The organism is Nocardioides aestuarii, from assembly GCF_039527245.1.
GTDB lineage: Bacteria > Actinomycetota > Actinomycetes > Propionibacteriales > Nocardioidaceae > Nocardioides > Nocardioides aestuarii.
The window spans coordinates 886,976-911,987 of the sequence record NZ_BAAAJT010000002.1; the positions used below are offsets into that span (position 1 = coordinate 886,976).

The following is a 25,012-nucleotide window of genomic DNA, read 5'->3' on the forward strand; positions in this document are numbered from 1 at the left end:
GGGGTGGGGCAGACTGCGGCCCATGACCTCTCCCGTGCAGCTCGACGTCACCGAGGGCGTCGCCACCATCACCCTCGACCGCCCCGACGCGATGAACAGCCTCGATGTCGCGACGAAGGAGGCGCTGCTCGAGACGGTGCGCGCCGTGGCCGACGACCCGGCGGCCCGCTGCGTCGTGCTGACCGGCACGGGCCGGGCGTTCTGCGTGGGCCAGGACCTCAAGGAGCACGTCGAGCTGCTCCACAACGGCGGGAGCGACCAGCTGTTCTCCACGGTCGACCAGCACTACAACCCGATCGTCACGACCCTGGCCGGCATGGCCAAGCCCGTCGTCGCGGCCGTCAACGGGGTGGCCGCCGGAGCGGGCGCCAGCCTGGCCTTCGCCTGCGACCTCCGCTACGTCGCCGACAGCGCCGGGTTCAACCTGGCCTTCGCCAACATCGCCCTCTCCTGCGACACCGGCGCCAGCTATCACCTCCAGCAGCTCGTCGGCCGGGCCAAGGCCATCGAGCTGCTCTACTTCCCCCGCACCCTGTCGGCCACCGAGGCTCTCGACCTCGGGCTGGCCACCGAGGTCGTGCCGGCCGACGAGCTCTCCGGCCGCGTGGGCGAGGTCGCGGCCCGGCTCGCCGCCGGCCCGACGGTCGCCCTCGGCGCCATGCGCCAGTCGGTCGCCTACGCCGCCGGCCACTCCTTCACCGAGGCGCTCGAGGTCGAGAGCAGGATGATGACGCTCACCGGCGGCACGGCCGACCACGCGGCCGCGGTCGCCGCCTTCCTCGCCAAGGAGAAGCCGGTGTTCGAGGGTCGCTAGTCGACGATCTCGCCCTGGAGCCGGACCCGGCGGGCCCCGAAGACCGCCAGCGTCCGCTTCGGCGCCGTCCGCCGCATCATCCGGCGGCTCGGCGCGTCGCCGTACTCGACGGTGAGGGCGGCGCCGTCGAACTTGTGGTTGTACCAGCTGGTCATGGTGCCGTGGCAGACGCCGCCGCAGTCGAAGGTCTTGCGGGGCAGCTTGAGGTTCCGGGCGACCTTCCGTGCGAACTTCTTGTTCTTCGTGTCGGTGTCGACGCCGTGGAGCGGCTGGTGGAAGGAGATGATCCGGCGCGGCTCGACCCGCTTGAGGAAACGCACCATCGCCCGGGTCTCGGGCTCCGACTTCGGCTTCGGCCCCGACTCGTAGTTCCCGTCGAGGTCGGTCCACTGGTAGGGGAAGTTGCGGTTGAGGTCGACGCCGTGGGCGTTCTTGCGGGTGCCCGCGGCGAGGCCGTCGGGGTTGTAGGTCGGCACGACCCACAGGTCGACCCCGACGATCCTGGGTCCGTCCTTGAGGGAGGTGAGGATCCGGCGGGTGTCGGGCTCGTTGCCGTGCATCGTCGAGATCAGGACGACGGGAGGGCGCCCCTTCTCCCCGAGCCGGTAGGCCATGATCGCCCGCCCGTCGACGGACTCCCCGATCTTGCGCCGCTTCACGACCGCGCCGTCGACCGACGCGGGGACGGCGGCCGTCACGGTCGGCGCGGCGACGCTCGCCGCGGGCCCGGCGTACGCCGTGGCGGGCACGAGCGCGGCGAGCAGCACCAGGCCGGCGATGCCCGAGCGGCCGACCACGTCGCGCGACCTCAGACCAGCGAGGTGGCGTAGGCGTAGGAGAAGACCAGCACGCCGACCAGCATCCCGACGTGGGCGAGGACCGAGAGACCGGGCCCTTCCGACCAGGTGTCCTCCTTCGCGACCGTCGCGTGGCGCCCCTTGCTCGGCAGCCAGCGCACTAGGATCAGCAGCCCGGCGAGGGCCACGACCCACCACAGGGCGAGCGCCACGATGCCGACCACGGGACCGCCGGTGGCGGTCGACTCCGGGGAGACGAGGTAGACCACCCAGACGACCAGCGCGAGGACGCCGGCGACGGTGTGGACGTTGAGCAGGCCCGAGCCGACGTTGAGCCGCCCTGCACCCTCCTGCTTGCCGAGCCGGAGCCTCGTGAGGACGACGACGACGGCGGCCAGGGCGGTGAGGACGTAGACGATCACCTCGGTGGACACGGGGGCAGTGTGCCCTAGTCGATCTCGGTGTCGCCACGACCCCCGCCGGGTGGCGGCGGAGTGTCGTCCTCCCGAACCTCGCGGTCGTCCACGGCCTCGCGCTCACGCGCCAGCCGGTCGAGCAGCGCGTCGACCTCCGACATGCGGTAGCCCCGGAAGGCGAGCGAGAAGCGCACCCGGCGGAGGTCGTCGCCGGACAGCGGCCCCTCGGACGGCACGAGCGCGTCCGGCCGGTCGTCGTAGGCCGGGGCGAGGGGCGCGCCGCGACCCGCGGCGACGACGGCGACACCGCCGAGCGCCAGCACCGCGAGGATCGCGAACACCCAGGTCATGCGTCCCGGGCCTCCACCATCGCCGCGACCGCCTCGTCGACGCTGTCGGTGACCGTCAGCATCGCGAGGTCGGCGGGCGCGATGTTGCCGGCCGCGAGGACCGTGTCACGCAGCCAGTCGAGCAGGCCCTGCCAGTAGTCGCTGCCCAGCAGGACGACCGGGAAGGAGGTCACCTTCTGGGTCTGGACGAGGGTCAGCGCCTCGAAGAGCTCGTCGAAGGTCCCGAGGCCACCGGGCAGCACCACGAATCCCTGGGAGTACTTCACGAACATCGTCTTGCGCGCGAAGAAGTAGCGGAAGTTGATGCCGAGGTCGACGTAGGGGTTGAGGCCGGCCTCGAAGGGCAGCTCGATGCCGAGGCCGACCGAGGTGCCGCCGGCCTCCTGCGCGCCGCGGTTGGCCGCCTCCATCGCTCCCGGGCCGCCGCCCGTGATGACCGAGAAACCGGCCTCGGCGAGGCCTCGCCCGACCTCGACGCCCCGCTGGAAGTAGGGCGAGTCCGGCTTCGTGCGGGCCGAGCCGAAGACGGCGATCGCGGGACCGAGGTCGGCGAGGCTGCCGAAGCCCTCGACGAACTCCGCCTGGATCCGCAGCACCCGCCAGTAGTCGTGGTGGGTGTCGAGCCGGGTGCCGCGGTCGAGCAGGCGCTGGTCGGCGGTGCTGCCCTGGTGCCCCGGGTCGTGGCTGTCCTGCGTGGCCATCAGGCGCCTCCGAGCCAGGCGCGGAGCTGGCGCTCGCAGCGCTCGATGTGCTCGACCGGCACGTGCTCCTCCTGCTTGTGGGCCAGCATCGGGTCGCCGGGCCCGAAGTTCACGGCCGGGACGCCGAGTCCGCTGAACCGGGCGACGTCGGTCCAGCCGAACTTCGGCCGCACCTCGCCGCCGACCGCGTCGAGGAACTCCTTGGCGGCGGGGAGGCCGAGCCCGGGCATCGCGGCCGGCGCGCTGTCGCGGACCGTCACCTCGAAGCCGCCGAAGAACTCGCGGACGAACGCCTCGGCCTCCTCGACCGAGCGGTCGGGGGCGAAGCGGTGGTTGACCGAGACGATGCACTCGTCGGGCAGGACGTTGCCGGCGACACCACCGCTGATGAACACCGCGTTGAGGCCCTCGTGGTACTCCAGCCCGTCGATGACCGGTCGGCGCGCGTCGTACGCGTTCAGGCGGGCGAGCACCTCGTGGGCACCGTGGATCGCGTTGACGCCCTTCCAGCTGCGGGCAGCGTGAGCGCGCTCACCGGTCGTCCGGACGTCGACGCGCAAGGTGCCCTGGCAGCCGGCCTCGACGATCGCACCGGAAGGCTCCATGAGGATCGCGAAGTCGGCCTCCATCAGGTGGGGATCGCTCTCGCTGAGCTTGCGGAGCCCGTTGAATTCGTCCTCGATCTCCTCGGCTTCGTAGAGGACGAAGGTGAGGTCGCGGTTGGGCTCGGAGAGCGTGGCGGCGAGGTGGAGCAGGACGGCGTCACCGCTCTTCATGTCGCAGCTGCCGAGGCCGTGGAGGATCCCGTCCTCGAGGCGCGACGGCAGGTTGTCGTTGAGCGGCACCGTGTCGATGTGTCCGGCGATGACGACCCGCTCGGCCCGCCCGAGGTGGGTGCGAGCGACGACCGTGTGGCCGCGCCGCGTCACCTCGAGGTGGGGCAGCGCCCGCAGCGCCGCCTCGATCTCGTCGGCGATCTGCTGCTCGCCGCGGCTGACCGACTCGATGTCGACCAGCTGGCGGGTGAGGGTGACGGGGTCGGCGGTGAGGTCGAGCATGCCCCCATCCAACCAGTCGCAGCCGGCTCCTAGGCGAGTCCCTGCCGGAGCTCGGCCAGCGCGTCGTCGAGGCCGACCTCGGGCTCCCACCCCCAGCCGCGCGCCCGCTCGCCGACGAGCCGGCCGGTCCACGCCTCCTCGTCGGTCCACTCCGGCTCGAGACCCAGGGCGCCGGTGACGGCCGTGTAGTAGTCGCGGGCGGTCGCCGGGGCGGCGGTGACGTTGACGGCCGTGCAGCCGTCCTCGACCGGACCGAGCGCCGACTGGTCGGACCGCAGGACCTGGCCCGACGCCACGTCCGCGGCCAGCCGGGCCAGGTCGTCGACGTGGACCCAGGAGAACGTCGCAGCCGGGTTGGCCCGCCGCTCCGCGGGGTCCTCGCGCATCTCCGCGGGCCGCAGCGTGTTCCACACCGACGACTCGCCGCGACCGAGGATGGCCGGCGGCCGCAGCAGCACCACGCTCAGCCCGTCGCCGGCGACCTCGGCGAGCGCACGGTCCGCGTCGCGCTTGGTGACGGCGTAGTCGTTGCCGTCGTCGCCCACGAGCGGCGACGACTCGTCGACGTCACCCACCCCCGGCGACCGGTCGTAGACCGCAGCCGTCGAGACGTGCACCAGGCGACGCACCCCCGCGTCGCGGGCCGCCCGTGCCAGCGCCGCTGTGCCCTCGACGCCGACCCGCCGCTGGGTCTCACGGTCGCTGCCCATCGGGTGGACGGTGGTGACCACGGCGTCCGCCCCGACGACGACGTCGGTGGCGAAGGCCGGGTCGGTGAAGTCACCGACGTGCTCCTCGACCCCGGCGAGGTCGGGCGCGGCCCCCTCCCGGCGTACGACGGCACGCACCGTCGCGCCGAGGCCCGCGAGGGCCGCACAGGTCCGGGAGCCGACGAGGCCGTTGGCGCCGGTGACCACGACGACGGGAGCGCTGGCAGTGGGGAGGTCTTCCATGCCCTCACCCTGCCACGCGGCCCCGCAGCGTTCAGGCCCTGTCGACCGCCACCGAGGTCTCGGTCGCGTCGGCGTAGGACACGGTGTCCGCGAGGGTCTCCCCCGCGAGCAGCTGCTCGTGGGCGCGGGCCGCCGCCAGCACCTCGTCGGGCCCGGAGACGGTCAGCGTGATCCGGTCGGACACCTCGAGGCCGGCGTCACGCCGGGCCTGCTGGACCGAGCGGACCAGGTCGCGGGCGACGCCCTCCGCCTCGAGCTCCGGCGTGGTCGCCGTGTCGAGGACGACGAAGCCGCCGCGCGGCAGCACCGCGGTCGCCGCGTCACCCGCGTCGTCGCCGGCCACCGTCTCGAGCGTGTACTCACCCTCGACCAGGTCGAAGCCGGCGCAGGTCACGGTGCCGTCGTCGGCCACCGACCAGTCCCCCGCCTTCGAGCCCTTGATGACCGTCTGGACGTCGCGACCCAGCCGCGGACCCGCGGCCCGGGCGTTGACGGTGAGCCGCTGCTCGACGGCGTACGCCGCCGCCTCGTCGGACCCGGCGGTGACGAGCCGCACCTGCTTGACGTTGAGCTCGTCGGCGAGGATGCCCTCGAAGCCGGCCAGCGCCTCGGCGTCGTCGACCACCACCGTCAGCGAGGCCAGCGGCAGCCGGGTCCGCAGCGCGTGGGCCTTGCGGAGCGCGAGCCCGGCGGAGGCGACGTCGCGCACCTCGTCCATCGCGGCGACGAGCGCGTCGTCGGCGGGGAGCTCGTCGACCGACGGGTAGTCGGCCAGGTGGACCGACCGCTCCCCCGTCAGCCCGCGCCAGACCTCCTCGGTCGTCAGGGGCAGCAGCGGAGCGGCTACGCGGCAGACGGTCTCGAGGACGGTCCACAACGTGTCGAAGGCCTCCTCGCTCTCCCCCCAGAAGCGGTCGCGCGACCGACGGACGTACCAGTTCGTCAGGACCTCGAGGAACGACCGCGTCGAGTCACAGGCGTTCGCCACCTCGTAGGCGTCGAGCTGCCGGGTCATGTCCGCGACGTACTCGCGCAGCTTGGCGAGGACGTAGCGGTCCATCACGTGGGTGCTCGTCGTGCTCCGCCGGGCGGCGTGGCCCTCGCCGCCGTGGGCGGCGTTGGCGTAGAGCGCGAAGAAGTACCACGTGTTCCAGAGCGGGATCAGCACCTGGCGCACCGACTCGCGGATGCCGCGCTCGGTGACGATCAGGTTGCCGCCGCGCAGGATCGGGCTCGACATCAGGAACCAGCGCATCGCGTCGGCACCGTCGCGGTCGAAGACCTCGTAGACGTTGGGGTAGTTGCGCAGGCTCTTCGACATCTTGTTGCCGTCGGAGCCCAGCACGATGCCGTGGCTCACGCAGGTCGAGAACGCCGGCTTGTCGAACAGCGCGGTGGCCAGCACGTGCATCGTGTAGAACCAGCCGCGGGTCTGGCCGATGTACTCGACGATGAAGTCCCCGGGGTAGTGGCTCTCGAACCAGTCGGCGTTCTCGAACGGGTAGTGGACCTGGGCGAACGGCATCGACCCCGACTCGAACCAGCAGTCGAAGACGTCGGTGACGCGACGCATCGTGGACTTCCCGGTCGGGTCGTCGGGGTTGGGCCGGGTCAGCTCGTCGATGAAGGGCCGGTGGAGGTCGTCGGGCCGGACGCCGAAGTCGCGCTCGAGCTCGTCGAGCGAGCCGTAGACGTCGACCCGGGGGTGTTCCGGGTCGTCGGAGCGCCACACCGGGATCGGGCTGCCCCAGAAGCGGTTGCGCGAGATCGACCACGGCCGGGTGTTCTCCAGCCACTTGCCGAACTGGCCGTCGCGGACGTGGTCGGGGACCCACTGGATCTCCTGGTTGAGCGCGAGCATGCGGTCGCGGATCTTGCGGGTGTCGACGAACCACGACGACACCGCCATGTAGATCAGCGGCTGCCGGCAGCGCCAGCAGTGGGGGTAGGAGTGCTCGTAGGACTCCCGGCGCACCAGCACGGTGCCGGGCGTGACCGCCCCGGTCTCGCCCTGCCCCTTCGTGGCGTTCTTGAGGTGCTCGATGATCGGGATGTTGGCGTCGAAGACGTGCATCCCGGCGTAGTCGGTGACGGGGTAGGTGAACTTCCCGTCCTTGCCGACGGCGACGGCGAGCTCGATGCCCTCGCGGTCGGTGATGACCTTGTCCTCCTCGCCGTAGGCGCCGGCGCTGTGGACCAGGCCGGTGCCGTCGGCCGTGGTGACGAAGTCGGCCTCGACCACGCGGTGGGCGTGCTCGGTGCCCTCGAAGTAGGAGAACGGCGGCGTGTAGGAGCGCCCGACGAGGTCCTTGCCCTTCAGCCGCTCGACGACGACGGCGTCCTCGCCCAGCTCACGGGCGTACGCCGCCAGCCGCTCGGCCCCGACGACGTAGCGCTCCGTCGTGCCGGTGGGCAGGTCGGACTCGACCACGACGTAGTCGATGTCCTCGCCGACCATGATCAGCAGGTTGCTGGGCATGGTCCACGGGGTCGTCGTCCACACCAGGGCGATCGCTCCGTCGAGAGCGCTTCCGGCGCCGGTGTCCTCGAGGCGCATCCCGACGGTGACCGCGGGGTCCTGCCGGTTCTGGTAGACGTCCTCGTCCATCCGCAGCTCGTGGTTGGAGAGTGGGGTCTCGTCGTTCCAGCAGTAGGGCAGGACCCGGAAGTCCTCGTAGACGAGGCCCTTCTCGTAGAGGTTCTTGAACGCCCACAGCACCGACTCCATGAAGTCGCGGTCGAGCGTCTTGTAGTCGCGGTCGAAGTCGACCCAGCGCGCCTGGCGGGTGACGTAGTCGCGCCACTCGTCGGTGTAGGCGAGGACCGAGCGGCGGCACTCCGCGTTGAAGCCCTCGATGCCGAGGTCCAGGATCTCCTGGGTGGTCTTCATTCCGAGCTGGCTCATCGCCTCGAGCTCGGCGGGCAGGCCGTGGGTGTCCCAGCCGAACCGTCGCTCGACCTTGTGGCCGCGCATCGTCTGGTAGCGGGGGATCAGGTCCTTGACGTAGCCCGTCAGCAGGTGGCCGTAGTGGGGCAGGCCGTTGGCGAACGGCGGGCCGTCGTAGAAGACGAACTCGTTCGCACCGTCCTCGCCGCCTTCGCGCTGGTCGACGCTGGCCTCGAAGGTGGCGTCGTCCTTCCAGTAGGCCAGCACCCGCTCCTCGATCGCCGGGAAGTTCGGCTGGCTCGGGACGTGGGTGTGCTCGCCGGACTGGCCGGTGGCGACCTTCGGATAGGTCATGGGCGGGGCTCCTGCGGTGGTCGGTCTCGTCCACGAGGACGACGTCCCTGGATCAGGTCTGCCGCGGTACCACCCCGCTTGCCGGCGTACGCCGACCGCTCGTTCACGGCTGTGACGGGCCTACCCGTCCGGGTCTAGTGGGGCCACCCCCGGCTCGGGGCGCCTGTTCTTCCGGAGGCTCACCGCTGATGACGGCTCGGATGCCTGTGGTGCCAGCGTACGGCGCGGGCCGGTGCGGCTGCCAATCGGTTTGGCTTCGGGGGCGTGGTGGCGGTAGTCCGGTTGATTTGTGTCGAGATCGGGCGCCGATCGAGCACGAATCGACCGGACTACCGCGCGATCGCGCCCGTCACCCCAGCCAGCGGTGTGCCAGCAGCCGCCGGCGGACCCGCGGGTCAAGGGCGCGGCGAGCCGCGACGGTGGAGGTGTCGGTCCACCATGGCGGTGGCTCGAGCGTCCACCGGCGAGACGAGCCGGACTCCGCTGCCCGGTCGTGGGCACCCGCCAGCCGCAGGCGGAACGAACGGTGGTCGTCGGCGTGGTCGGCACCGACCATGGTGACGAGCTCGAGCCCGACCGCCCGGAGGAGTGCCTCGCGTCGTACGTCGCTCGCCCGTTGCTCCGCCGCCAGGTGCACCGCTCCGTCGTACTCCCCCACCACGCCGGCCTCCGGGTCGAGCAGGTCGGGCGTCGCGAGGTGTCGGCCGGCGAGGTCGAACACGGGCCGGTTGCAGAGCAGCGTGCTCTCGGGGCGCCACGCCTTCCAGACCAGCCTCATGACTGTCTCCTGCGGCGACCAGCTGTTCTCGGCGGCCAGCTCGACGGCCTTGCGTGCCTGCTCGATGCCCGTGGGCGCCATCCGCGACAGGACGTACGGACGCAGCTCGTCGACCGAGATGAGGTCGGAGTACGCCGCCATGTCGACCGCGATCACCGCGGACACCAGGTCGTCCGCCCAGCGAGCCTCGAAGCAGACAGCCCACCGGACACTCGACACGGAGAGACCGTCCACCTCCTCGAGGTCGTGCAGTGACAGGAACTCCCGGGTCAGGCGGTAGGAGGGGTGCTTCACCAGGTGCCGCTGGACGAGGAGCGGAACCGGGAGCGGTCGCTGGCCGGCGTCGAGCCCGGCGAACCAGCGGGCTCTCCGCCACCGGAGCGAGGCCCAGCCGGTCACCGCCTCCCCGGGCTCGAGGACCCCCGCCGCCGCGAGGATCCTCTGGTCCGGGTCGTCGAGGTCGACCGCACGCGGCAGGAACAGGCCCGGTGACGTGCGAACCCATGAGCGGCCCCTCGCCTGTCCGAGCGTCGGCCCGGTGAGCCCGGCCGGGTCCACCCGCGCCGGGGGTACGACCCCTCCTCGGCGAGGGTGGAACGGGTGCGGAACGAACACCGCACGATCGTGCCGCCGTCCGCCGGTCGGCCCCGGACTTCTCCACAGGCCCGGACCGCCGGCGGTCGGTACTCCGGTCGATATGTGTCGAGATCGGGCCCGGAACGAGCACAAATCAACCGGACTACCGCGTCATCGATGAGTTCGGTTGTCGGAGGTGGTCACTACCGTCGACGGTGACCGGGAGGGGCACGCATGACGACGATGATCCGCGCCAGCGGACTGGTGAAGACCTACAAGGACGTCGAGGCACTCGCAGGGCTCGACCTGGAGGTGCCGGAGGGGCAGGTCCTGGCGCTGCTCGGGCCCAACGGCGCCGGCAAGACGACGGCGGTGCGCTGCCTCGCGACGCTGATCAAGCCCGACGGCGGCAGCGCCGAGGTGGCCGGGGTCGACGTGCTGGGCGACCCCGCGGGGGTACGGGCGCGGATCGGCCTGTCGGGCCAGTACGCCGCGGTCGACGAGCACCTCACCGGCCACGAGAACCTCGAGATGGTCGGCCGGCTCTACGGCTTCCCGAAGTCGCGCGCCCGTGCGCGTGCACGAGAGCTGCTCGAGCGCTTCGACCTCAGCGACGCCGCCGACCGGCCGTCGAAGACCTACTCCGGCGGCATGCGGCGGCGGCTCGACCTCGCGGGTGCGCTCGTCGCCGAGCCGCCCGTCCTGATCCTCGACGAGCCGACGACGGGGCTCGACGTCCGCAGCCGCCAGCAGATGTGGGACGTCATCCGCGAGCTGGTCGGCAGCGGGGCGACGCTGCTGCTGACGACGCAGTACCTCGAGGAGGCCGACCGGTTGGCCGACGACATCGTGGTCATCGACCACGGCCGGGCGATCGCCCGCGGCACGGCCGACGAGCTCAAATCGCAGACCGGCGGCGAGCGGATCGAGGTGGTGCTCAGCGACCCGGCCCAGCGCGACGTCGCGACGCGCATCCTCGCCACGGTGGCGACCGGCGACGTGGGGGACGACGGCGACGGCGCCGGCCGCAGCCTGGTCGCCCCGGTCAACGGCGGGCAGCAGGCGCTCGCCCGGGTGCTGACCGGCTTCGAGGCCGAGCAGGTCGAGGTCCTCGACATCGGCCTGCGACGCCCCACCCTCGACGACGTCTTCCTCAGCCTCACCGGCCGGGCCGCCGAGGACACCACCACGACCGACGAGCAGGAGGTGCCGGCATGAGCACGACCGAGGTGAGCCGCGGCGGGGCGGGGCGGGCGTTGTCCGACGGCTGGGTGGTCGCGAAGCGCAACTTGATCAAGATCAAGCGGGTGCCCGACATCCTGGTGTTCGTCCTGATCTCGCCGATCATGTTCGTGCTGCTCTTCGCCTACGTCTTCGGCGGGGCGATCGACGTCCCGGGCGACGTCGACTACAAGGAGTTCCTGATCGCGGGCATCTTCGCCCAGACCGTGGTCTTCGGGGCCACGTTCACCGGCTACGGCCTCGCCGACGACATGCAGAAGGGCATCATCGACCGCTTCCGGTCGCTGCCGATGTCACGCTCGGCGGTCCTGGTCGGGCGTACGACGTCCGATGTCGCCTACAACGTGATCTCGTTGGTCATCATGGCCCTCACCGGGCTGCTCGTGGGGTGGCGGATCCGCGAGGGCGTCGTCGACGCGCTGCTCGGCTTCCTGCTGCTGCTCGTCTTCGCCTACGCGGTCAGCTGGATCATGGCCTACGTCGGCCTGATCGTGCCCAGCGTCGAGGTGGTCAACAACGCCTCGTTCGTCGTGATCTTCCCGCTGACGTTCGTCTCCAACGCGTTCGTGCCGCTGGAGTCCTTCGACGGCGTGCTGCGCACGTTCGTGGAGTGGAACCCGGTCTCGGCCGTCACCCAGGCGACCCGGGAGCTCTTCGGCAACACCGCGCCCGGCATCCCGGTGCCCGACTCGTGGGCGATGCAGAACCCCGCCCTCTACACCCTGATCTGGTCGGCGGCGATCGTGGCGGTCTTCGCCCCGCTGTCCGTGCGCCAGTACCTCTCGACCAGCAAGTGACCGCTGCTCGTCGCCCCGGCGTCCTCCGTGCGAGGGTGCGGGGGTGACGACTCGGGCGCCGGAGCACACCAGCACGACGCCCTTCCCGTGGCTCCCCGCCGCCGGCTTCGTCCTGGTCTGGTCCTCGGGCTACATCGCCGGCCCGGCGAGCGTGGCCGCGGCGGAGCCCTTCACGGTGCTGGGGCTGCGGTTCGCGCTGGCGACCCTGCTGTTCCTCCCCGTCGCCCGCTGGTTCCGCGGGCCGCTGCGGATCGACCGTCAGGCGCTGCTGCGGGTCTGCGCCGTCGGGGTGGTGATGAACGGCGTCCAGTTCGGCTTCATGTACCTCGCGTTCGAGGCAGGTCTCGGCGCGACCCTGGCCGCGCTCCTCCACTCGCTCTCCCCCGTCCTCACGGTCGTCCTCGCCGGCCTCTTCCTCGGCGAGCGCGTCGGGCGACGGCAGGTCGCGGGCCTGGCCGTCGGCGTCGCGGGTGTCGTCCTGGTCCTCGGCCCCGACGTCGACGAGGCGGGCGGCCTGCTCGGACTGTCCCTCGGCCTGCTGGGCATGCTCAGCCTCAGCCTCGGCACGATGGGCCAGCGCTGGATCCCGCCGCGGGTCGACCCGTGGTGGTCGGCCACCCTCCAGTTCGCGGCCACGACCCCGGTCATGGTGGTCCTCGCCCTGACCCTCGAGGGCACCGACGCGGTCCGCGACCCGGTCGTCGGCGCCCTCACCATCGGATTCCTGGCGGTGATCAACTCGATCGTCGGCCTGGTGCTGCTCGGCGCCGTCGTACGCCGCGGCGGGGCCGGCGCGGGCTCGAGCGTCTTCTTCCTCTCACCACCGGTGACCGCCGTCATGGCCTGGCTGGTCCTGGGCGAGACCCTCGACCTGCGGGAGCTGGCCGGCCTGGTCGTGGCCGTCAGCGGCGTGGCGCTGGCCGTCACCGGCCGGGCACCGCGGCCGGCCGGCTGACCCGTCCAGACCAGCGCGACACCTCCGACGCGCGCTGCCAATGTCGGGGGACACCATCAGCCAGACCCTCGGGAGGGTTCTCGTGTCCATCCGCCAACGTCTCTCTGCCGCCCTGTCCCCCGCGGCGATGCTCGTCGCCATCCTCGCCCTCGTCCTCAGCGCCGCCGGCGCCGGCTACGCCGCCGGCAAGATCGGCACCTCCGACCTGAAGGACAACGCCGTGACCTCGCCGAAGGTCAAGAACGGCACGCTCAAGGCCGCCGACCTGGTGAAGGAGAAGCCCTTCACCTACGTCAGGGCCGCGGCCTTCGACGACGGCGGGGAGGGTGACTGCGTGTGGCAGTCGGCCCAGGACCTGCTTCCCGGACTGGCCCGCGTCGGCTACCGGCTCGACCGCTTCGGCACCGTCCACCTGAGCGGACTGGTGGTCGGTACGAACGGCCCCGGAGGTGACGGCGTGTGCGGGGACCAGAGCGAGGACGCCCGCGTCTTCCGACTGCCGGCGAAGTACCGCCCGCAGAAGCACGCGATCAGCACCCAGGGCGACGGGGGAACCGGTGGGACCCTGCTGATCGTGAGCCGCAACGGCATCAACGTCCCCGGCCTGTCGCTCCCCGCGGGCACGGTCTACTGGACCGGGGATGCCAGCTTCGGTCTGATCCTCGAGGGCATCAGCTTCCCCGCCGCCGGGAGCAAGGTCTACGGCCGCACCGCCGACGCACGCGTCGGCACGGCCGAGGGTCGCGCCCTGCTCAAGCGGCTCGGGATCGGCTGACCGACCGGTCCGCCCGCCCGACGATCCGGCGACGGCGCGGGCGGACCGGCGCTAGCCTCACGGCGTGATCGGTCGACGCGCCCTGCTCGGGGGTGCCGCCGCGCTCGGGGTCGGGGCCGCCGGCTGGGCCCTCGCCCCTCCGGACGTCCGGTGGCGCGCCCGGTCGGCCGTCGGGCTGACCCCCGAGCCGTTCGTCCCGGACGCGGCCGAGGGTCGGGTCTCCCTCGAGCGCGTGAGCTCGGTCCACCTCGGTGACATCGACCTCGTCACCGCGGTGCCCGACGGCTACGGCGACGGCGCGGGCCTGCCGGTCGTCGTCGTGCTCCACGGCGCCTCGGCGTCCGCCGCGGCCCTGCGCGGCTTCGGGCTGGCCCGCTTCGTCACGGCGGCGGTCGAGGCGGGAGCACCTCCGTTCGTCGTCGCCGGGACCGACGACGGACCGGCAGGCTGGCTGCCGGCCGACGGTCTCGACCCGCAGGCGATGCTGCGGGAGGAGCTGCCGCAGTGGCTGGCCGACCGCGGCTTCGGCGATCGTCGGGCGCTGTGGGGCTGGTCGCGCGGCGGGTACGGCGCGTTGCGCTTCGTCGAGACCGAGCCGGACTGGGCGAGCGGGCTGGCCCTCTTCAGCCCCGCCCTCCACCCCGGCGACGAGGCCCTGGCCGACCTGTCGGCGCTGGAGGAGCTGCCGTGGGGCCTGTGGTGCGGCGACGGGGACCCCTTCCGCGACGGCGCCGACGCCCTGCTGGCTGCCGCACCCCCGCCGGCGCGCGAGGTGGCGGGCGAGGGCGGCCACACCCGCGTCTACTGGAACGAGCACACGATCGACATGCTCCGCTGGCTCACCACGACGTTCGCCTAGCGGGGCCCACTCCGTAGGCTGGACTCGTGACCGAGACTGCGACTTCAGCCCCCACCTCCGCCTGGGGCCACGGCCTGGCCACGATCGTCACCAGCGGTGCCTCCGAGGGCACCGTCCTGGAGGCCTGGTTCCCGGCGCCGGCGCTCGGCGAGCGCCCCTCCGGCGACGAGCCGCCTGCCGAGCTGGTCGCCGCTGCCGGGGAGTTCCCCGAGCGTCGTGTCCGCACGGAGGTCGTGACCGTCGAGGTGGACCTCGCCGACCCGCCGCAGGACGCGGCCGACGCCTACCTCCGTCTCCACCTGCTCTCCCACCGGCTCGTGCAGCCCCACGGCCAGAACCTCGATGGCATCTTCGGCGTGCTCGCCAACGTCGCGTGGACCAACCACGGTCCCTGCCCGGTCGACGACTTCGAGGCGACCCGGCTGCGCCTGCGCGGCCGCGCCCCGGTGGAGGTCCTCGGCGTCGACAAGTTCCCCCGGATGGTCGACTACGTCGTCCCGACGGGCGTCCGCATCGCCGACGCCGACCGGGTCCGGCTCGGCGCCCACCTCGCCGACGGCACCACCGTCATGCACGAGGGCTTCGTCAACTACAACGCCGGCACCCTCGGCTCCTCGATGGTCGAGGGCCGGATCTCCGCGGGCGTCGTGGTCGGCGACGGCTCCGACGTCGGTGGCGGCGCGTCGATCATGGGCACCCTCTCCGGGGGCGGCAAGCAGGTCATCTCGATCGGTGAGCGCTGCCTGCTCGGCGCCAACGCCGGCATCGGCATCTCCCTCGGTGACGACTGCGTCGTCGAGGCCGGCTGCTACGTCACCGCCGGGACGAAGGTGACCATCTCCGACATCGACTCCAAGCCGAAGGTCGTCAAGGCCGCGACGCTCTCAGGGGCGAGCAACGTGCTGTTCCGCCGCAACTCGGTCACCGGCGCCATCGAGGCCGTCCCGTGGCAGGGCGACGGGATCGCCCTCAACGCGGCGCTGCACGCGAACTGATGGACCGACCGTGAAGCGGCTCTGGGCCGCGGGTACGGCCCTCGGGCTCGTGGCCGCGGGCTTCGTCGCCTGGCGGTTGCTCGGGGACGACGTCGTCCCCCTGCTGCGCGCCGACGAGTGCCGCGCGACCGTCCAGGGCACCACGGTCGTGCTCGCGCCGGAGCAGGCCGAGAACGCCGCCCTGATCTCGGCGATCGCCGTCGAGCGAGGACTGCCGGCACGCGCGGCGACGATCGCCCTCGCGACCGCCTACCAGGAGTCGAAGCTCCACAACATCGAGTTCGGCGACCGCGACTCCCTCGGCCTCTTCCAGCAGCGCCCCTCCCAGGGGTGGGGCACGCCGAAGCAGCTGATGGACCCCGTCTACGCGACCAACGCCTTCTACGACGCGCTCGTCGAGGTCGACGGCTACACCGAACTGGAGGTGACCGTCGCCGCCCAGGAGGTGCAGCGCTCCGCCTACCCGACCGCCTACGCCGACCACGAGGCCGACGCCCGGGTCCTCGCCAGCGCGCTCACGGGGGAGTCCTGGCACGCACTCCACTGCGTCCAGACCGACGAGCCCGACGCGGGCCCCACCCGGCTCGACGACGCGGGCCTGACCCCTCGGGCCGCCGCCGTGCGCCGTGACCTCGAGCGGGTCTGGGGACCCCAGTCGCTGGGCGGCTTCGCCCCCGGCGGGGTCACCGACGGCCACATGCCGGGCTCGGCCCACTACGACGGGCGGGCCGTCGACGTGTTCTTCCGACCGGTCAACGAGGCCAATAAGGACCGCGGCTGGGCCATGGCCCACTACCTCGTCGCCCACGCCGAGCGGCTCGACGTCCGCACCGTCATCTTCGACGGCCGGATCTGGACCGCGGGCTGGCGGTCTGCGGACGGGTGGCGGCCCTACCGTCCGGACACCTCGGGCCGCGACGCCGCTGCCGCGGCCGTGCTCGAGCACCGGGACCACGTCCACGTCGACGTCTACCCATGACCCGTTCGGGCCATGCCCCGCGCCCGTCCGGCCAGACTTCTCCACGGACCGGTGACGGGAGACCCTCAGTCCCCTAACGTCGGTGACGGACCGGCCTCGTGGGCGGCCGGCGCGGGGATAAGAGGAAGCCATGTCATCGACGATCTACACCATCGGCACTGCACTCGGACGTGCCCGCGACCACGAGGTGGTCGTCTCCGTGCTCGTCGGCGGCCACTGGATCGACGGCCTGGTCAACGAGGTCGACGGCCACGGCGTGGTCCTGACCGGCTCGGACTCCGGCCACCACGTGGTCCGGATCGGGGACATCTCCGCGGTGCGGGTCCACGCCGAGCAGCCGCTCGACGACCCCGAGCCCGAGCCGTGGGCGCCCTTCGAGGCTCCTGCGCCGCTGGTGAAGGTCGGCTGACCCGACTGCTCAGCCGGCCAGCCGCGCGACCGCGGCGCCGACCCGCTCGTCGGTCGCGGTGAAGGCGATCCGGACGTGTGAACGGCCCGCGCGGCCGTAGAAGGACCCCGGTGCCACCAGGATGCCGCGGTCGGTGAACCACCGCACCAGCTCCCAGCAGTCCGACGCGCCCTCCCGCGTGGTCCAGAGGTAGAGCGACGCCTCCGAGTGGTCGACCCGGAACCCGGCCCGCTCCAAGGCCTCGCGGAGCACCGCGCGCCGCGCGGCGTAGGTCGCGTGCTGGGCCACCGCGTGGTCGTCGTCGTCGAGCGCGGCGGCCATCGCCCGCTGCTGGGGCGTCGGCATCATCAGGCCGAGGTTCTTGCGGACCGCTAGCAGCTCGGCGAGGACCTCCGTGTCGCCGGCGACGAAGGCACAGCGGTAGCCCGCGAGGTTGGACCGCTTGGACAGCGAGTGGACGGCGAGGATGCCCTCGTGGCTGCCCCCCGAGACCTCCGGGTGGAGCACCGAGACCGGCTGCTCGCCCTCCCAGGCGCACTCGACGTAGCACTCGTCGGACACCAGCAGCGTCCCGCGCTCGCGGCACCACTCGACGACCTTGCGGAGGTGGTCGAGTGGCAGCACCCGTCCGGTCGGGTTGGAGGGCGAGTTGAGCCAGAGCAGCGCCGGGACCTCCGGACCGAAGGCGGTCAGCGAGTCGGTCGCGATCGCACGGGCCCCGCAGAGCGCGGCGCCGACCTCGTAGGTGGGGTAGGCGACCTCGGGATAGCCGACCAGGTCCCCCTCCCCGACGCCGAGATGGCCGGGCAGGGAGGCGATCAGCTCCTTGGAGCCGATGACCGGCAGCACGCCGTCGAGCCCGAGCCCGGTGACGCCGTGGCGACGGGCCAGCCAGTCGACCGCCGCCTGCCGGGTCTCCGGCAGCCCGAGGGTCGTCGGGTAGCCGGGCGCGTCAGCGGCGGCGCGAAGCGCGTCCTGGACGACGAGCGGCGTCGGGTCGACGGGGGTGCCGACCGAGAGGTCGACGATGCCGTCGGGGTGCGCCCGCGCCGTGGCGGCGTACGCCGTGAGCTGGTCCCAGGGGAAGTCCGGGAGCCGGCCGGAGACCGGCCGCGAGGTCACTCGTCGTGCTCTTGCGGCGGGAGCGCCGCGACGAGCTCGTGGTCGTGGTCGATCTCGCCCATCTTGGCGGCACCACCGGGCGAGCCGAGGTCGTCGAAGAAGTGGACGTTGGCGTCGTAGTAGCCCTTCCACTCCTCCGGGGTGTCGTCCTCGTAGAAGATCGCCTCGACCGGGCAGACCGGCTCACAGGCACCGCAGTCGACGCACTCGTCGGGGTGGATGTAGAGCATCCGCTTGCCCTCGTAGATGCAGTCGACAGGACACTCGTCGACGCAGGCCCGGTCCTTGAGGTCGACGCACGGCTGGGCGATGACGTAGGTCACCAGATCCTCCTCGTAAGACGGTGCGAAAGCTGCTGCAGACGGCAGCCTAGTCTCTCCGCGTGCCCCCGTCGTCGCAGGCCCACCGCAATGAGCACCAGGCTGGTCACACGCTGGGTCCCCACGTCGTCGGACAGCGCGTCGTCGTACGCCGCGTCGTGCCCGGCGAGACCGGTCCCAGCGGCGGCCCCGCCATGACCGACGTGCTCGGCACCTGTCTGCGCTGGTCCGACGACGAGTGCGTCGTCCAGCCCGAGACCGGTGAGCCCGTGACGATCCCGCTGGCCCTGGTCGTGTCGGGGAAGCCGGTGCCGCCCCGCCCCTCGGTGCGTCACCGGGTCGACGCCCGCGAGGCCGAGGGTCATGCGCTCGCGATGTGGCCCCACGTCGAGACCGAGGCGCTCGGCGACTGGGTGATGCGCACCGATCCCGCCCCGGTCGGCCGGCTGCTCAAGCGCGCCAACTCGTGCCTCGCCATCGGCGATCCCGGCGTCTCCCTGGACGACGCGGCCGCGCGCGTCCGCGCGTTCTACGCCGACCGCGACCGCGACGCACTGGCCCAGGTCGAGGCCGGGAGCGAGGTCGACACCCACCTCGATGTCGCCGGGTGGACCGAGGTCGAGGGCGGCGCGTCCTACTTCCAGGTCGCCTCCCTCGCGCGTGCCCTCCGTGCGTGCGGGGGTCGGGAGCCCGCCGAGGCCGCCGAGCTCGTCGAGCTCGAGGACGGCCCCCGGGTGGAGCTCCGCCTGGTGCGTTCGGGCGAGGTCGTCGCCGGCGGCCGGGCCGCGCTGGACGGCGACTGGCTCGGGGTGCACGCCCTCGGCATGGAGCCGCGGCTGCGCCGTCGTGGACTCGCCACGGCGATGATGGCGCGGCTGCTCGACTGGGGCGGCGCGCAGGGGGCCACCACGACCTGGCTCCACGTCGAGGTCGACAACGAGCCGGCGCTGGCGCTCTACGCCGGGATGGGCTTCCGCACCCACCACCGGCTGCGCTACCTGCGCGCCGCGGGACGCTGAGGCAGCACGCGCTCCGAGAGCCGCATGACCCGCGGCCACCACAGCCGCATGAAGCCCAGCAGCAGGGTGCCGGCGATGACCATGCCGGCGACGTTGGCGCCCAGCTGGGCGAGCGAGCCCAGGATCTCGCCGCGGTCCCAGACCGCCAGCCCGAGGGCGAGGTTGCCCGCGGCCGGCACGGTCGTCACGGAGATGAACACCCCGACCATGGTGGCCGTCTTCTCGATCGCCAGCGCGAGCGCGCCGGCAGTTCCTGCGACCAGCGCGACGATGAACGACCAGATGTCCGGGTGCCAGATGAAGCCCGTGTTGGGGCGAGGCCGGGTGACCAGGTCGGCCGTCAGCAGGCCGGTCGCCCGCGCCAGCAGGGCGAGCAGCACGACCACCACCACCGCGAAGGTGAACGAGAGCGCGAGCAGCGCCAACGACCGGCCGACCGTCGCCCAGCGGCCAAGCACCACCCCGACCGAGGCCGCGGCGACGGCGGAGAACTCCGGGCCCACGACCATCGCGCCGACGACGAGCACCGAGGAGTCGGTCACCACGGCGATGGCCGCCAGGACGACCGCGAGCACCAGGAACACCAGGTAGGACACCGTCGGCACGCTGCCGTCGTCGGCGGCTGCGGCGACCGACTCCCAGATCACCGCGTCGTCCGGGTGCCCCGGCGCCTCGGCCTCGAGCTCGCGGGCCCGAGCGAACGGCGCCGCCGACGGCCTGACCACCACGACGCCGCCGCGCTCGGTCACCCCCGCGTCGTCGAGCTGCGAGAGCAGCGCACCGGTCTCCTCCCGGGCCACGTCGACCTCGAGCAGGTCGCCCTCGGGCTCCACCACCACCCCTTCGAGCACCACCAGGTTGGTGACGCACCGCTCGGCGAGCAGCAGGCGGCGTACGTCGTCGGTCATGTCGGTCGGCACGGTGATCCTCAGGTGCACCAGCATGGCCCCGAGAGTAGGACCGCTCCGACCCGCCGGGGTGCCGACCCACCCACACCCATTGTCTACTCATTGGATAGAGTTAAACCATGTTGCGCGACGCCCTCGACCGACCCCTGACCGACGGCTTCATCGTCCACGGCACCGACGTCGAGACCCGGTGGGAGTCCGACGTTCCCGCCGTGACCCCCATCGACCGGTTCTTCGTGCGCAACCACACACGGCCGCCGGTCGTCGACGCCGGGCTGTGGCGGCTGCTGCTGACCGGCGACGGCCTCTACCAGGACACGACGCTCTCGCTCGCCGACCTCCGTGACCTCTCCCCCGTCACCGAGGAGCTCGCGCTGGAGTGCACCGGCAACGGGCGGCACTACTTCGACCGCCAGCAGGGGACGCCGCGACCGGGGACCCAGTGGGAGACCGGCGCGATCGGCGTCGCCCGCTGGACCGGCGTACCACTCGCGCGGGTGCTCCGACGGGTGGGCCTCCGCCCCGACGCGGTCTCGGTCATGGCCGTCGGCCTCGACGACCCCTATGTCGAGGACGGTGTCGACCACGGGCGCGTGCGCCGGCCGCTACCGATCCAGAAGGCCCTCGACGACGTGCTCGTCTGCTGGGAGATGAACGGGGAGCCGCTCCCGCCGGACCACGGGTTCCCGGTGAGGCTGGTCGTGCCCGGCTGGGTCGGCATCGCCTCGATCAAGTGGCTCGGCGAGCTCCGCGTGACCCGCCGTCCGGAGCCGTCGCCCTGGAACACCCGGTGGTACCGCATGCACGGCGAGGGCTGGCACGGCGAGGAGGCCGTCCTGGGCCGGATGCCGGTCAAGAGCCTGGTCGACACGCTCGAGCCGGTGCCGGCCGGGAGGCCGGTGGTGCTCCGCGGCCGCGCCTGGTCCGGCGAGGCCGCGATCGCCGGCGTCGAGCTCAGCACCGACGGTGGCGCGTCGTGGCGCGCGGCGCGGCTCGTCGGCCAGAACCGGGCGTCGTGCTGGACCGCCTGGGAGGCGGAGGTGGTCTTCGACCGGGCCGGCGAGCACTGCTTGGTCACCCGCGCCGTCGACACCGACGGTCGCACGCAGCCGGACGTCTCGCCCGACAACGACCAGGGCTACCTGTTCTCGGCCCCGATCCGGCAGTCGCTGACGGTCGCCGGCTGCGCCGACTGACCCGTCAGCCGTCGGCTCGCGGGTTGGTGCAGATGACGGTGTCGCTGGGGGTGTAGGTGGTCTGGAGCTTCTCCTGCTTGACCAGCTCGTCGGAGCCGGGTCGGCGGAAGTAGCGCCAGACGTCGACGTCGAACCCGCCGTAGCCGTCGTTGGCGTGGCAGTCGGGGGTGTCGATGCGCCGGGTGTCCTCCTGCGTGATGTTGTAGCGGTCGGAGGTCCGCGTCGTGATGTCCCACGTCTTCGTCGACCACATGCTCACCGTCACGACGCCGGAGGTGCTGGGTGTGCTCGGCGTGACCTCGGCGTCGACCAGCACGCCGTAGTCGGTGTCGTTCTGGAACCGCAGGTCGACGGCACCCCACGCCACGGTGGCCTCGCGGCCGACCGGGTAGCGGTCGATGTAGAACGAGTGGGGCTTGTGCTCGACGTCCTTCAGCCCGGCGAAGAAGGCAGCGTTGAAGGCCGTCGTCGCCATCTGGGAGACACCGCCACCGAGGTCCTCGACCAGGATGCCGTCGGAGATGATGAAGCCCTCCGTGAACCCGTTCTGGCGGGTGCGCTCTCCGACGATGCCGTTGAGGGAGAAGGTCTCGCCCGGCGCGAGCACCGTGCCGTCGATGAGCTCCCCGGCCCGGCCGATGTTGGTGTTGCGGTAGTCGGCGTGGGGGTAGTAGGTCGTGAAGGTCGAGACGCGCTCCTTGATCTTCCAGCTGCGCGCCTCCTTCGTCGACACCTCGGACTTCTCGGCCACCGCCTCGATCCGGGCCTCCCGCTCCCCCGACGGCCGGACGACGACGCGCAGCAGCTGTCGCTCGACGTCGACGGGCTCGAAGGTGACCCCGGGCTTGGCGGGCACCACGCGCGGCCGACCGCCCACGAGCCGGACGGTCGCGTCGACCGGCTCGCCGGAGCTGATGCGGCGGTCGAGGAGCCGCGAGAGCGGCTTCTTCGCGACACCCGGGACGAGCTCGCCGTCCTGGGGGCGCAGCCGGAGCGCGGGCAGGAACTCCCGCTGGTTGAGGCGGATCTCGGAGTCGTCGAAGAGCAGCGTCACGGGGGCGGAGACGGCCGGGTTGGCGAACTCGGCGACGGCCGCACGCACGTCGGCGGCGTCGATGGCGGGCTCGACCGTGACCAGCTCGAGCTCGACGGGACGGCCCTCCTCGGCGGGCCAGCCCTCCTCGATCGCGGCGCGGGCGGCCTCGACGTCGAGCTGCCGGCCGTCCCGCGGCTCGCGCTGGACGATCTGGCCGCCCTCGAAGGTGACGGCGCCGTCGCGGGCCGGGGTCCCGACCTCCTCGCCCAGCTCGGCGAGCGCGGCGGTCATGGCGTCGTCGTCGACGTCGAGCACCGCCGGGAGCTCGTCGCCGCCGGTGTAGTAGTTCCAGAGCCGCGCGGGGTCCCAGGAGCGGCCGCCGCCGGCCGCCTCGACCGAGGCGGCGACGTCGACCGCCAGGCCGAGGTCGTCGGGACGCAGCCGCCGGGTGGTCGCACCGACGCTCACCTCCATCGGGGCGCGGACCTGCTGGGCGAGCTCCTCCTCCAGCGTGGCGCGCGCCTCGGCCGGGGTCTGGCCTCCGATCGCCACTCCCGCGACCGTCGCGCCTCGCGGCACCCGGTCGCCCGCGGCGAGGTAGGCCGCTGCGTAGGCACCGCCGGCGAGCAGCGCCAGCCCGACCAGCAGCAGCAGGACGACGCGGCCGCCCTCCTTCTCGCGCTCCGGACCAGTCACGCGCGCCATGCTAGGTCGTGGTGTCGACCGGTCCGGGCCCCGGCACGCGGGACGAGCCCGGTCGCGGCAGGGTCGCGACCGCGACGAGGATCGACAGCAGCACGACGCCGAGCAGCAGCAGGCCGCGGGTCGAGCTGGACACGAGGTAGTCACCCTCGGGTCGCCCGCGCAGGGCCCAGCCGACCGCACCCGTGAAGCCCAGTGCCAGCGGCAGCCGGGTCGTGAAGCCCGGCCCCACGGCGAGGTAGGCCGCCCCGAGCCCGGCGGTCGTCAGCGGCAGGCTCCACCACAGCTCGTGGGACACCGCGGCCGCCAGGCCGGTCATGACGCCGACGACCAGCAGGCCGGCCGCGGCAGCCAGGCGTCGCGCTCGGGGCACGGGGTCAGAGCCCGGCGAAGAGGTCGGTCTCGCGACCGTCCGGCCCGGGGGCGGCCGTGCCCCGGGCCAGGCGGTAGTACTCCGACCCCCAGAACGCGTGGCCGCTCTCGCCACCCCCGAACGCCTTGTCGTCGGAGCGGATCTGCGTGCGGTAGGCCTTCAGCGCCCGCATCTTGAGGTCGACCAGGTCGTCGGCGGCGACCTCGGTGGTGATCAGGTCGTCAGGGGTCACGAAGGGCGGCAGGTCCCCGTCGGGCTCCATGCCGGCGAAGGTCTCGGTGTCGCCGCTCTCGCGGATCGCCCGCAGCGCCTCGCGCATCCGGCCCTCCGACATCGCGGTCCAGTAGACCTTGGCGATCTCCCACGGCTCGCCCAGGTCGAGCCGGTAGGAGGGCACCGCCGCCAGGTCGGCGGCGTAGGTCGCGACCCGGTGGGCCTGGATGTGGTCGGGGTGCCCGTAGCCGCCGAACTGGTCGTAGGTGACCAGCACCTGGGGCCGGACCTCGCGGATGACGCGGACCAGCTCGTCGGAGGCGACGGTGAGGTCGGCGTGCCAGAAGGCATTGTCGGGCACGAACTCACCGGCGATCGCGTGGCCGTCGGGGTGCCAGGCCATGCCGGAGTCGTGGAAGCGCCCGAAGCCGCCGAGGAACCGGTGGTCGGTGACCCCGAGGATCGACATCGCCTCGGTGATCTCCTCCAGCCGCTGGTCGCCGAGGCCGCCGTCGCGCTCGTAGGCGAGGTGCTCGAGCTCGGGGACCAGGACCTCCCCCATCTCCCCGGCGGTGCAGGTGACGAGGGTGACCCCGCGTCCCTCGGCCACGTAGCGCGCCATCGTCGCGCCGTTGTTGATCGTCTCGTCGTCGGGGTGTGCGTGCACCAGCAGCAGCCGCTGGTCGGGCGTGTCGGGCATGGCTCCAAAATAGCCACGCCCCCTGACGGCGCCTCAGACCGGTGGCTGCCCCGGACCGGGCGGCCGGTGGTGGCGTCGGGGCCCGGTCGGCAGGTCGAGGACCGGGCGCGGCCGCTCCCGGGCGTCCGGCTCGACGTCGAGCCAGCCGTCGTAGCGCTCGACGAGCAGCTCGAGCGCGATCTCCGGCGCGTCGGTCGTGACCGCCCAGGGGTGGTCCTCGTCGTCGTCCTCGCCGGCCAGTCGTTCTCGTGCGACGACCGCGTCGTAGCCGTCCGCCCGCAGCTGGGCGGCCGCCGCCTGCGCGTCGTCCTCCTCGAAGAAGATGCCCCTCACGGCGCCATCCTCGCCTGCCGGAGCACCGGCAGGAACGGGCGGTCCGGCTCGAGCCAGTCGACGTCGTCGAGCTCGTCGGGGCCGAGCCAGCGGAGCCGGTCGTGCTCGACGGGGACGGGATCGCCCTCGACCAGCGTGGCGAGCGCGACCCGGAGCAGGTGCCGCTCCCCGATCGGCACCTCGCCCCCGAGCCACTCCTCCACCGCCACGGTGCAGCCGAGCTCCTCCCGGACCTCCCGCACCACGGCGGTCTCGGGCGACTCGCCCGGCTCGACCTTGCCGCCCGGGAACTCCCACCGGCCCGCCGCCTCGGGCGGCGCCGTACGCCGGGCCGCCAGGACCCGGCCGTCACGGAGCACCGCCGCACCCACCACCAGCACCCGCGTCACCCGCAG

At 72.7% G+C, this 25,012-nt stretch carries 27 protein-coding genes; 11 read left to right on the forward strand and 16 right to left on the reverse strand.

The window, feature by feature from the left end; all coding sequences use genetic code 11:
- The first annotated feature begins 22 nt into the window (after positions 1-22).
- On the forward strand, positions 23-814 hold the full coding sequence (locus ABD091_RS04535) for an enoyl-CoA hydratase-related protein (protein ID WP_343915956.1): 792 nt from the start codon (positions 23-25) through the stop codon (positions 812-814).
- Here ABD091_RS04535 and ABD091_RS04540 read toward each other — a convergent pair.
- The 8 genes from ABD091_RS04540 to ABD091_RS04575 form a co-directional block, all read right to left on the reverse strand.
- A complete protein-coding gene (locus tag ABD091_RS04540; RefSeq protein ID WP_343915957.1) occupies positions 811-1,611 on the reverse strand; it encodes a M14 family zinc carboxypeptidase in 801 nt (266 codons plus the stop codon). The genes ABD091_RS04535 and ABD091_RS04540 overlap by 4 nt on opposite strands.
- An 11-nt stretch (positions 1,612-1,622) precedes the next feature.
- The gene (locus ABD091_RS04545) at positions 1,623-2,045 is read right to left on the reverse strand and encodes a hypothetical protein (protein WP_343915958.1); all 423 of its coding nucleotides are present in this window, start codon (positions 2,043-2,045) and stop codon (positions 1,623-1,625) included.
- Positions 2,046-2,059: 14 nt separating this feature from the next.
- Complete coding sequence (locus ABD091_RS04550; protein ID WP_343915959.1) at positions 2,060-2,377, reverse strand: DivIVA domain-containing protein; 318 nt, start codon at positions 2,375-2,377, stop codon at positions 2,060-2,062.
- Entirely contained in the window at positions 2,374-3,078 is a 705-nt protein-coding gene (locus ABD091_RS04555) for an LOG family protein (protein ID WP_343915960.1), read from the reverse strand. Before ABD091_RS04555 ends, ABD091_RS04550 begins: the two co-directional genes overlap by 4 nt.
- A complete protein-coding gene (gene dapE, locus ABD091_RS04560) occupies positions 3,078-4,136 on the reverse strand; it encodes a succinyl-diaminopimelate desuccinylase (RefSeq protein WP_343915961.1) in 1,059 nt (352 codons plus the stop codon). Before dapE ends, ABD091_RS04555 begins: the two co-directional genes overlap by 1 nt.
- 29 nt (positions 4,137-4,165) lie before the next feature.
- Complete coding sequence (locus ABD091_RS04565; protein ID WP_343915962.1) at positions 4,166-5,089, reverse strand: NAD-dependent epimerase/dehydratase family protein; 924 nt, start codon at positions 5,087-5,089, stop codon at positions 4,166-4,168.
- Between the two features lie 31 nt (positions 5,090-5,120).
- Positions 5,121-8,330, reverse strand: coding sequence for an isoleucine--tRNA ligase (gene ileS / locus ABD091_RS04570; protein WP_343915963.1), 3,210 nt, complete (start codon positions 8,328-8,330; stop codon positions 5,121-5,123).
- Positions 8,331-8,679: 349 nt separating this feature from the next.
- The gene (locus ABD091_RS04575) at positions 8,680-9,723 is read right to left on the reverse strand and encodes a hypothetical protein (RefSeq protein ID WP_343915964.1); all 1,044 of its coding nucleotides are present in this window, start codon (positions 9,721-9,723) and stop codon (positions 8,680-8,682) included.
- A 195-nt stretch (positions 9,724-9,918) separates the two neighbouring features.
- Between ABD091_RS04575 and ABD091_RS04580 the strand changes: the two genes are divergently transcribed.
- The 8 genes from ABD091_RS04580 (at position 9,919) to ABD091_RS04615 (ending at position 16,695) form a co-directional block, all read left to right on the forward strand.
- Entirely contained in the window at positions 9,919-10,902 is a 984-nt protein-coding gene (locus tag ABD091_RS04580) for an ATP-binding cassette domain-containing protein (protein WP_343915965.1), read from the forward strand.
- Positions 10,899-11,723, forward strand: a complete 825-nt coding sequence (locus ABD091_RS04585; protein ID WP_343915966.1) for an ABC transporter permease — start codon at positions 10,899-10,901, stop codon at positions 11,721-11,723. The genes ABD091_RS04580 and ABD091_RS04585 overlap by 4 nt, the downstream gene beginning before the upstream one ends.
- Positions 11,724-11,766: 43 nt before the next feature.
- On the forward strand, positions 11,767-12,678 hold the full coding sequence (locus tag ABD091_RS04590; protein ID WP_343915967.1) for a DMT family transporter: 912 nt from the start codon (positions 11,767-11,769) through the stop codon (positions 12,676-12,678).
- Between the two features lie 82 nt (positions 12,679-12,760).
- Positions 12,761-13,453: a hypothetical protein gene (locus ABD091_RS04595; protein WP_343915968.1), complete on the forward strand. Its 693-nt coding sequence runs from the start codon at positions 12,761-12,763 to the stop codon at positions 13,451-13,453.
- 64 nt (positions 13,454-13,517) lie between these two features.
- The gene (locus ABD091_RS04600) at positions 13,518-14,312 is read left to right on the forward strand and encodes an alpha/beta hydrolase (protein ID WP_343915969.1); all 795 of its coding nucleotides are present in this window, start codon (positions 13,518-13,520) and stop codon (positions 14,310-14,312) included.
- A 26-nt stretch (positions 14,313-14,338) separates the two neighbouring features.
- A complete protein-coding gene (gene dapD / locus ABD091_RS04605) occupies positions 14,339-15,307 on the forward strand; it encodes a 2,3,4,5-tetrahydropyridine-2,6-dicarboxylate N-succinyltransferase (RefSeq protein ID WP_343915970.1) in 969 nt (322 codons plus the stop codon).
- Positions 15,308-15,317: 10 nt separating this feature from the next.
- Positions 15,318-16,286, forward strand: coding sequence for a VldE C-terminal domain-containing protein (locus ABD091_RS04610; RefSeq protein ID WP_343915971.1), 969 nt, complete (start codon positions 15,318-15,320; stop codon positions 16,284-16,286).
- Between the two features lie 130 nt (positions 16,287-16,416).
- Entirely contained in the window at positions 16,417-16,695 is a 279-nt protein-coding gene (locus ABD091_RS04615; RefSeq protein ID WP_343915972.1) for a hypothetical protein, read from the forward strand.
- 9 nt (positions 16,696-16,704) lie between these two features.
- Here the strand turns inward: ABD091_RS04615 and dapC are convergent, their stop codons facing one another.
- Positions 16,705-17,817 carry a succinyldiaminopimelate transaminase gene (dapC, locus tag ABD091_RS04620; protein WP_343915973.1) on the reverse strand — a complete coding sequence of 371 codons (1,113 nt, stop codon included), beginning with the start codon at positions 17,815-17,817 and terminating at the stop codon, positions 16,705-16,707.
- Positions 17,814-18,140, reverse strand: coding sequence for a ferredoxin (gene fdxA / locus ABD091_RS04625; protein WP_343915974.1), 327 nt, complete (start codon positions 18,138-18,140; stop codon positions 17,814-17,816). Before fdxA ends, dapC begins: the two co-directional genes overlap by 4 nt.
- A 59-nt stretch (positions 18,141-18,199) precedes the next feature.
- Here fdxA and ABD091_RS04630 point away from each other — a divergent pair, with 59 nt between their 5' ends.
- On the forward strand, positions 18,200-19,156 hold the full coding sequence (locus ABD091_RS04630) for a GNAT family N-acetyltransferase (RefSeq protein WP_343915975.1): 957 nt from the start codon (positions 18,200-18,202) through the stop codon (positions 19,154-19,156).
- Here the strand turns inward: ABD091_RS04630 and ABD091_RS04635 are convergent.
- Entirely contained in the window at positions 19,132-20,100 is a 969-nt protein-coding gene (locus tag ABD091_RS04635; RefSeq protein WP_343915976.1) for a DUF389 domain-containing protein, read from the reverse strand. The genes ABD091_RS04630 and ABD091_RS04635 overlap by 25 nt on opposite strands.
- A gap of 83 nt (positions 20,101-20,183) precedes the next feature.
- Between ABD091_RS04635 and ABD091_RS04640 the strand changes: the two genes are divergently transcribed.
- A complete protein-coding gene (locus tag ABD091_RS04640) occupies positions 20,184-21,260 on the forward strand; it encodes a sulfite oxidase (RefSeq protein ID WP_343915977.1) in 1,077 nt (358 codons plus the stop codon).
- Positions 21,261-21,264: 4 nt separating this feature from the next.
- On the opposite strand, the gene ABD091_RS04645 is transcribed toward ABD091_RS04640, so the two are convergent.
- From ABD091_RS04645 to ABD091_RS04665, 5 genes are read right to left on the reverse strand one after another with little or no spacing between them, the layout of a single operon-like run.
- Positions 21,265-22,992, reverse strand: a complete 1,728-nt coding sequence (locus ABD091_RS04645; RefSeq protein WP_343915978.1) for a VanW family protein — start codon at positions 22,990-22,992, stop codon at positions 21,265-21,267.
- A 10-nt stretch (positions 22,993-23,002) separates the two neighbouring features.
- The gene (locus ABD091_RS04650; RefSeq protein ID WP_343915979.1) at positions 23,003-23,371 is read right to left on the reverse strand and encodes a hypothetical protein; all 369 of its coding nucleotides are present in this window, start codon (positions 23,369-23,371) and stop codon (positions 23,003-23,005) included.
- A 4-nt stretch (positions 23,372-23,375) separates the two neighbouring features.
- Positions 23,376-24,284: an N-acetyl-1-D-myo-inositol-2-amino-2-deoxy-alpha-D-glucopyranoside deacetylase gene (gene mshB, locus ABD091_RS04655; RefSeq protein ID WP_343915980.1), complete on the reverse strand. Its 909-nt coding sequence runs from the start codon at positions 24,282-24,284 to the stop codon at positions 23,376-23,378.
- Positions 24,285-24,317: 33 nt separating this feature from the next.
- A complete protein-coding gene (locus ABD091_RS04660; RefSeq protein WP_343915981.1) occupies positions 24,318-24,617 on the reverse strand; it encodes a hypothetical protein in 300 nt (99 codons plus the stop codon).
- Positions 24,614-25,006: a (deoxy)nucleoside triphosphate pyrophosphohydrolase gene (locus tag ABD091_RS04665; RefSeq protein WP_343915982.1), complete on the reverse strand. Its 393-nt coding sequence runs from the start codon at positions 25,004-25,006 to the stop codon at positions 24,614-24,616. Before ABD091_RS04665 ends, ABD091_RS04660 begins: the two co-directional genes overlap by 4 nt.
- Positions 25,007-25,012: the final 6 nt, after the last annotated feature.

Bases quoted from the DNA above. Each gene is read 5' to 3' on its own strand.
- ABD091_RS04535 (WP_343915956.1), top strand. From the start codon at position 23: ATGACCTCTCCCGTGCAGCTCGACGTCACCGAGGGCGTCGCCACCATC.
- ABD091_RS04550 (WP_343915959.1), bottom strand. From the start codon at position 2,377: ATGACCTGGGTGTTCGCGATCCTCGCGGTGCTGGCGCTCGGCGGTGTC.
- ABD091_RS04555 (WP_343915960.1), bottom strand. From the start codon at position 3,078: ATGGCCACGCAGGACAGCCACGACCCGGGGCACCAGGGCAGCACCGCC.
- dapE (WP_343915961.1), bottom strand. From the start codon at position 4,136: ATGCTCGACCTCACCGCCGACCCCGTCACCCTCACCCGCCAGCTGGTC.
- ABD091_RS04565 (WP_343915962.1), bottom strand. From the start codon at position 5,089: ATGGAAGACCTCCCCACTGCCAGCGCTCCCGTCGTCGTGGTCACCGGC.
- ileS (WP_343915963.1), bottom strand. From the start codon at position 8,330: ATGACCTATCCGAAGGTCGCCACCGGCCAGTCCGGCGAGCACACCCAC.
- ABD091_RS04580 (WP_343915965.1), top strand. From the start codon at position 9,919: ATGACGACGATGATCCGCGCCAGCGGACTGGTGAAGACCTACAAGGAC.
- ABD091_RS04585 (WP_343915966.1), top strand. From the start codon at position 10,899: ATGAGCACGACCGAGGTGAGCCGCGGCGGGGCGGGGCGGGCGTTGTCC.
- ABD091_RS04615 (WP_343915972.1), top strand. From the start codon at position 16,417: ATGTCATCGACGATCTACACCATCGGCACTGCACTCGGACGTGCCCGC.
- ABD091_RS04635 (WP_343915976.1), bottom strand. From the start codon at position 20,100: ATGCTGGTGCACCTGAGGATCACCGTGCCGACCGACATGACCGACGAC.
- ABD091_RS04640 (WP_343915977.1), top strand. From the start codon at position 20,184: ATGTTGCGCGACGCCCTCGACCGACCCCTGACCGACGGCTTCATCGTC.
- mshB (WP_343915980.1), bottom strand. From the start codon at position 24,284: ATGCCCGACACGCCCGACCAGCGGCTGCTGCTGGTGCACGCACACCCC.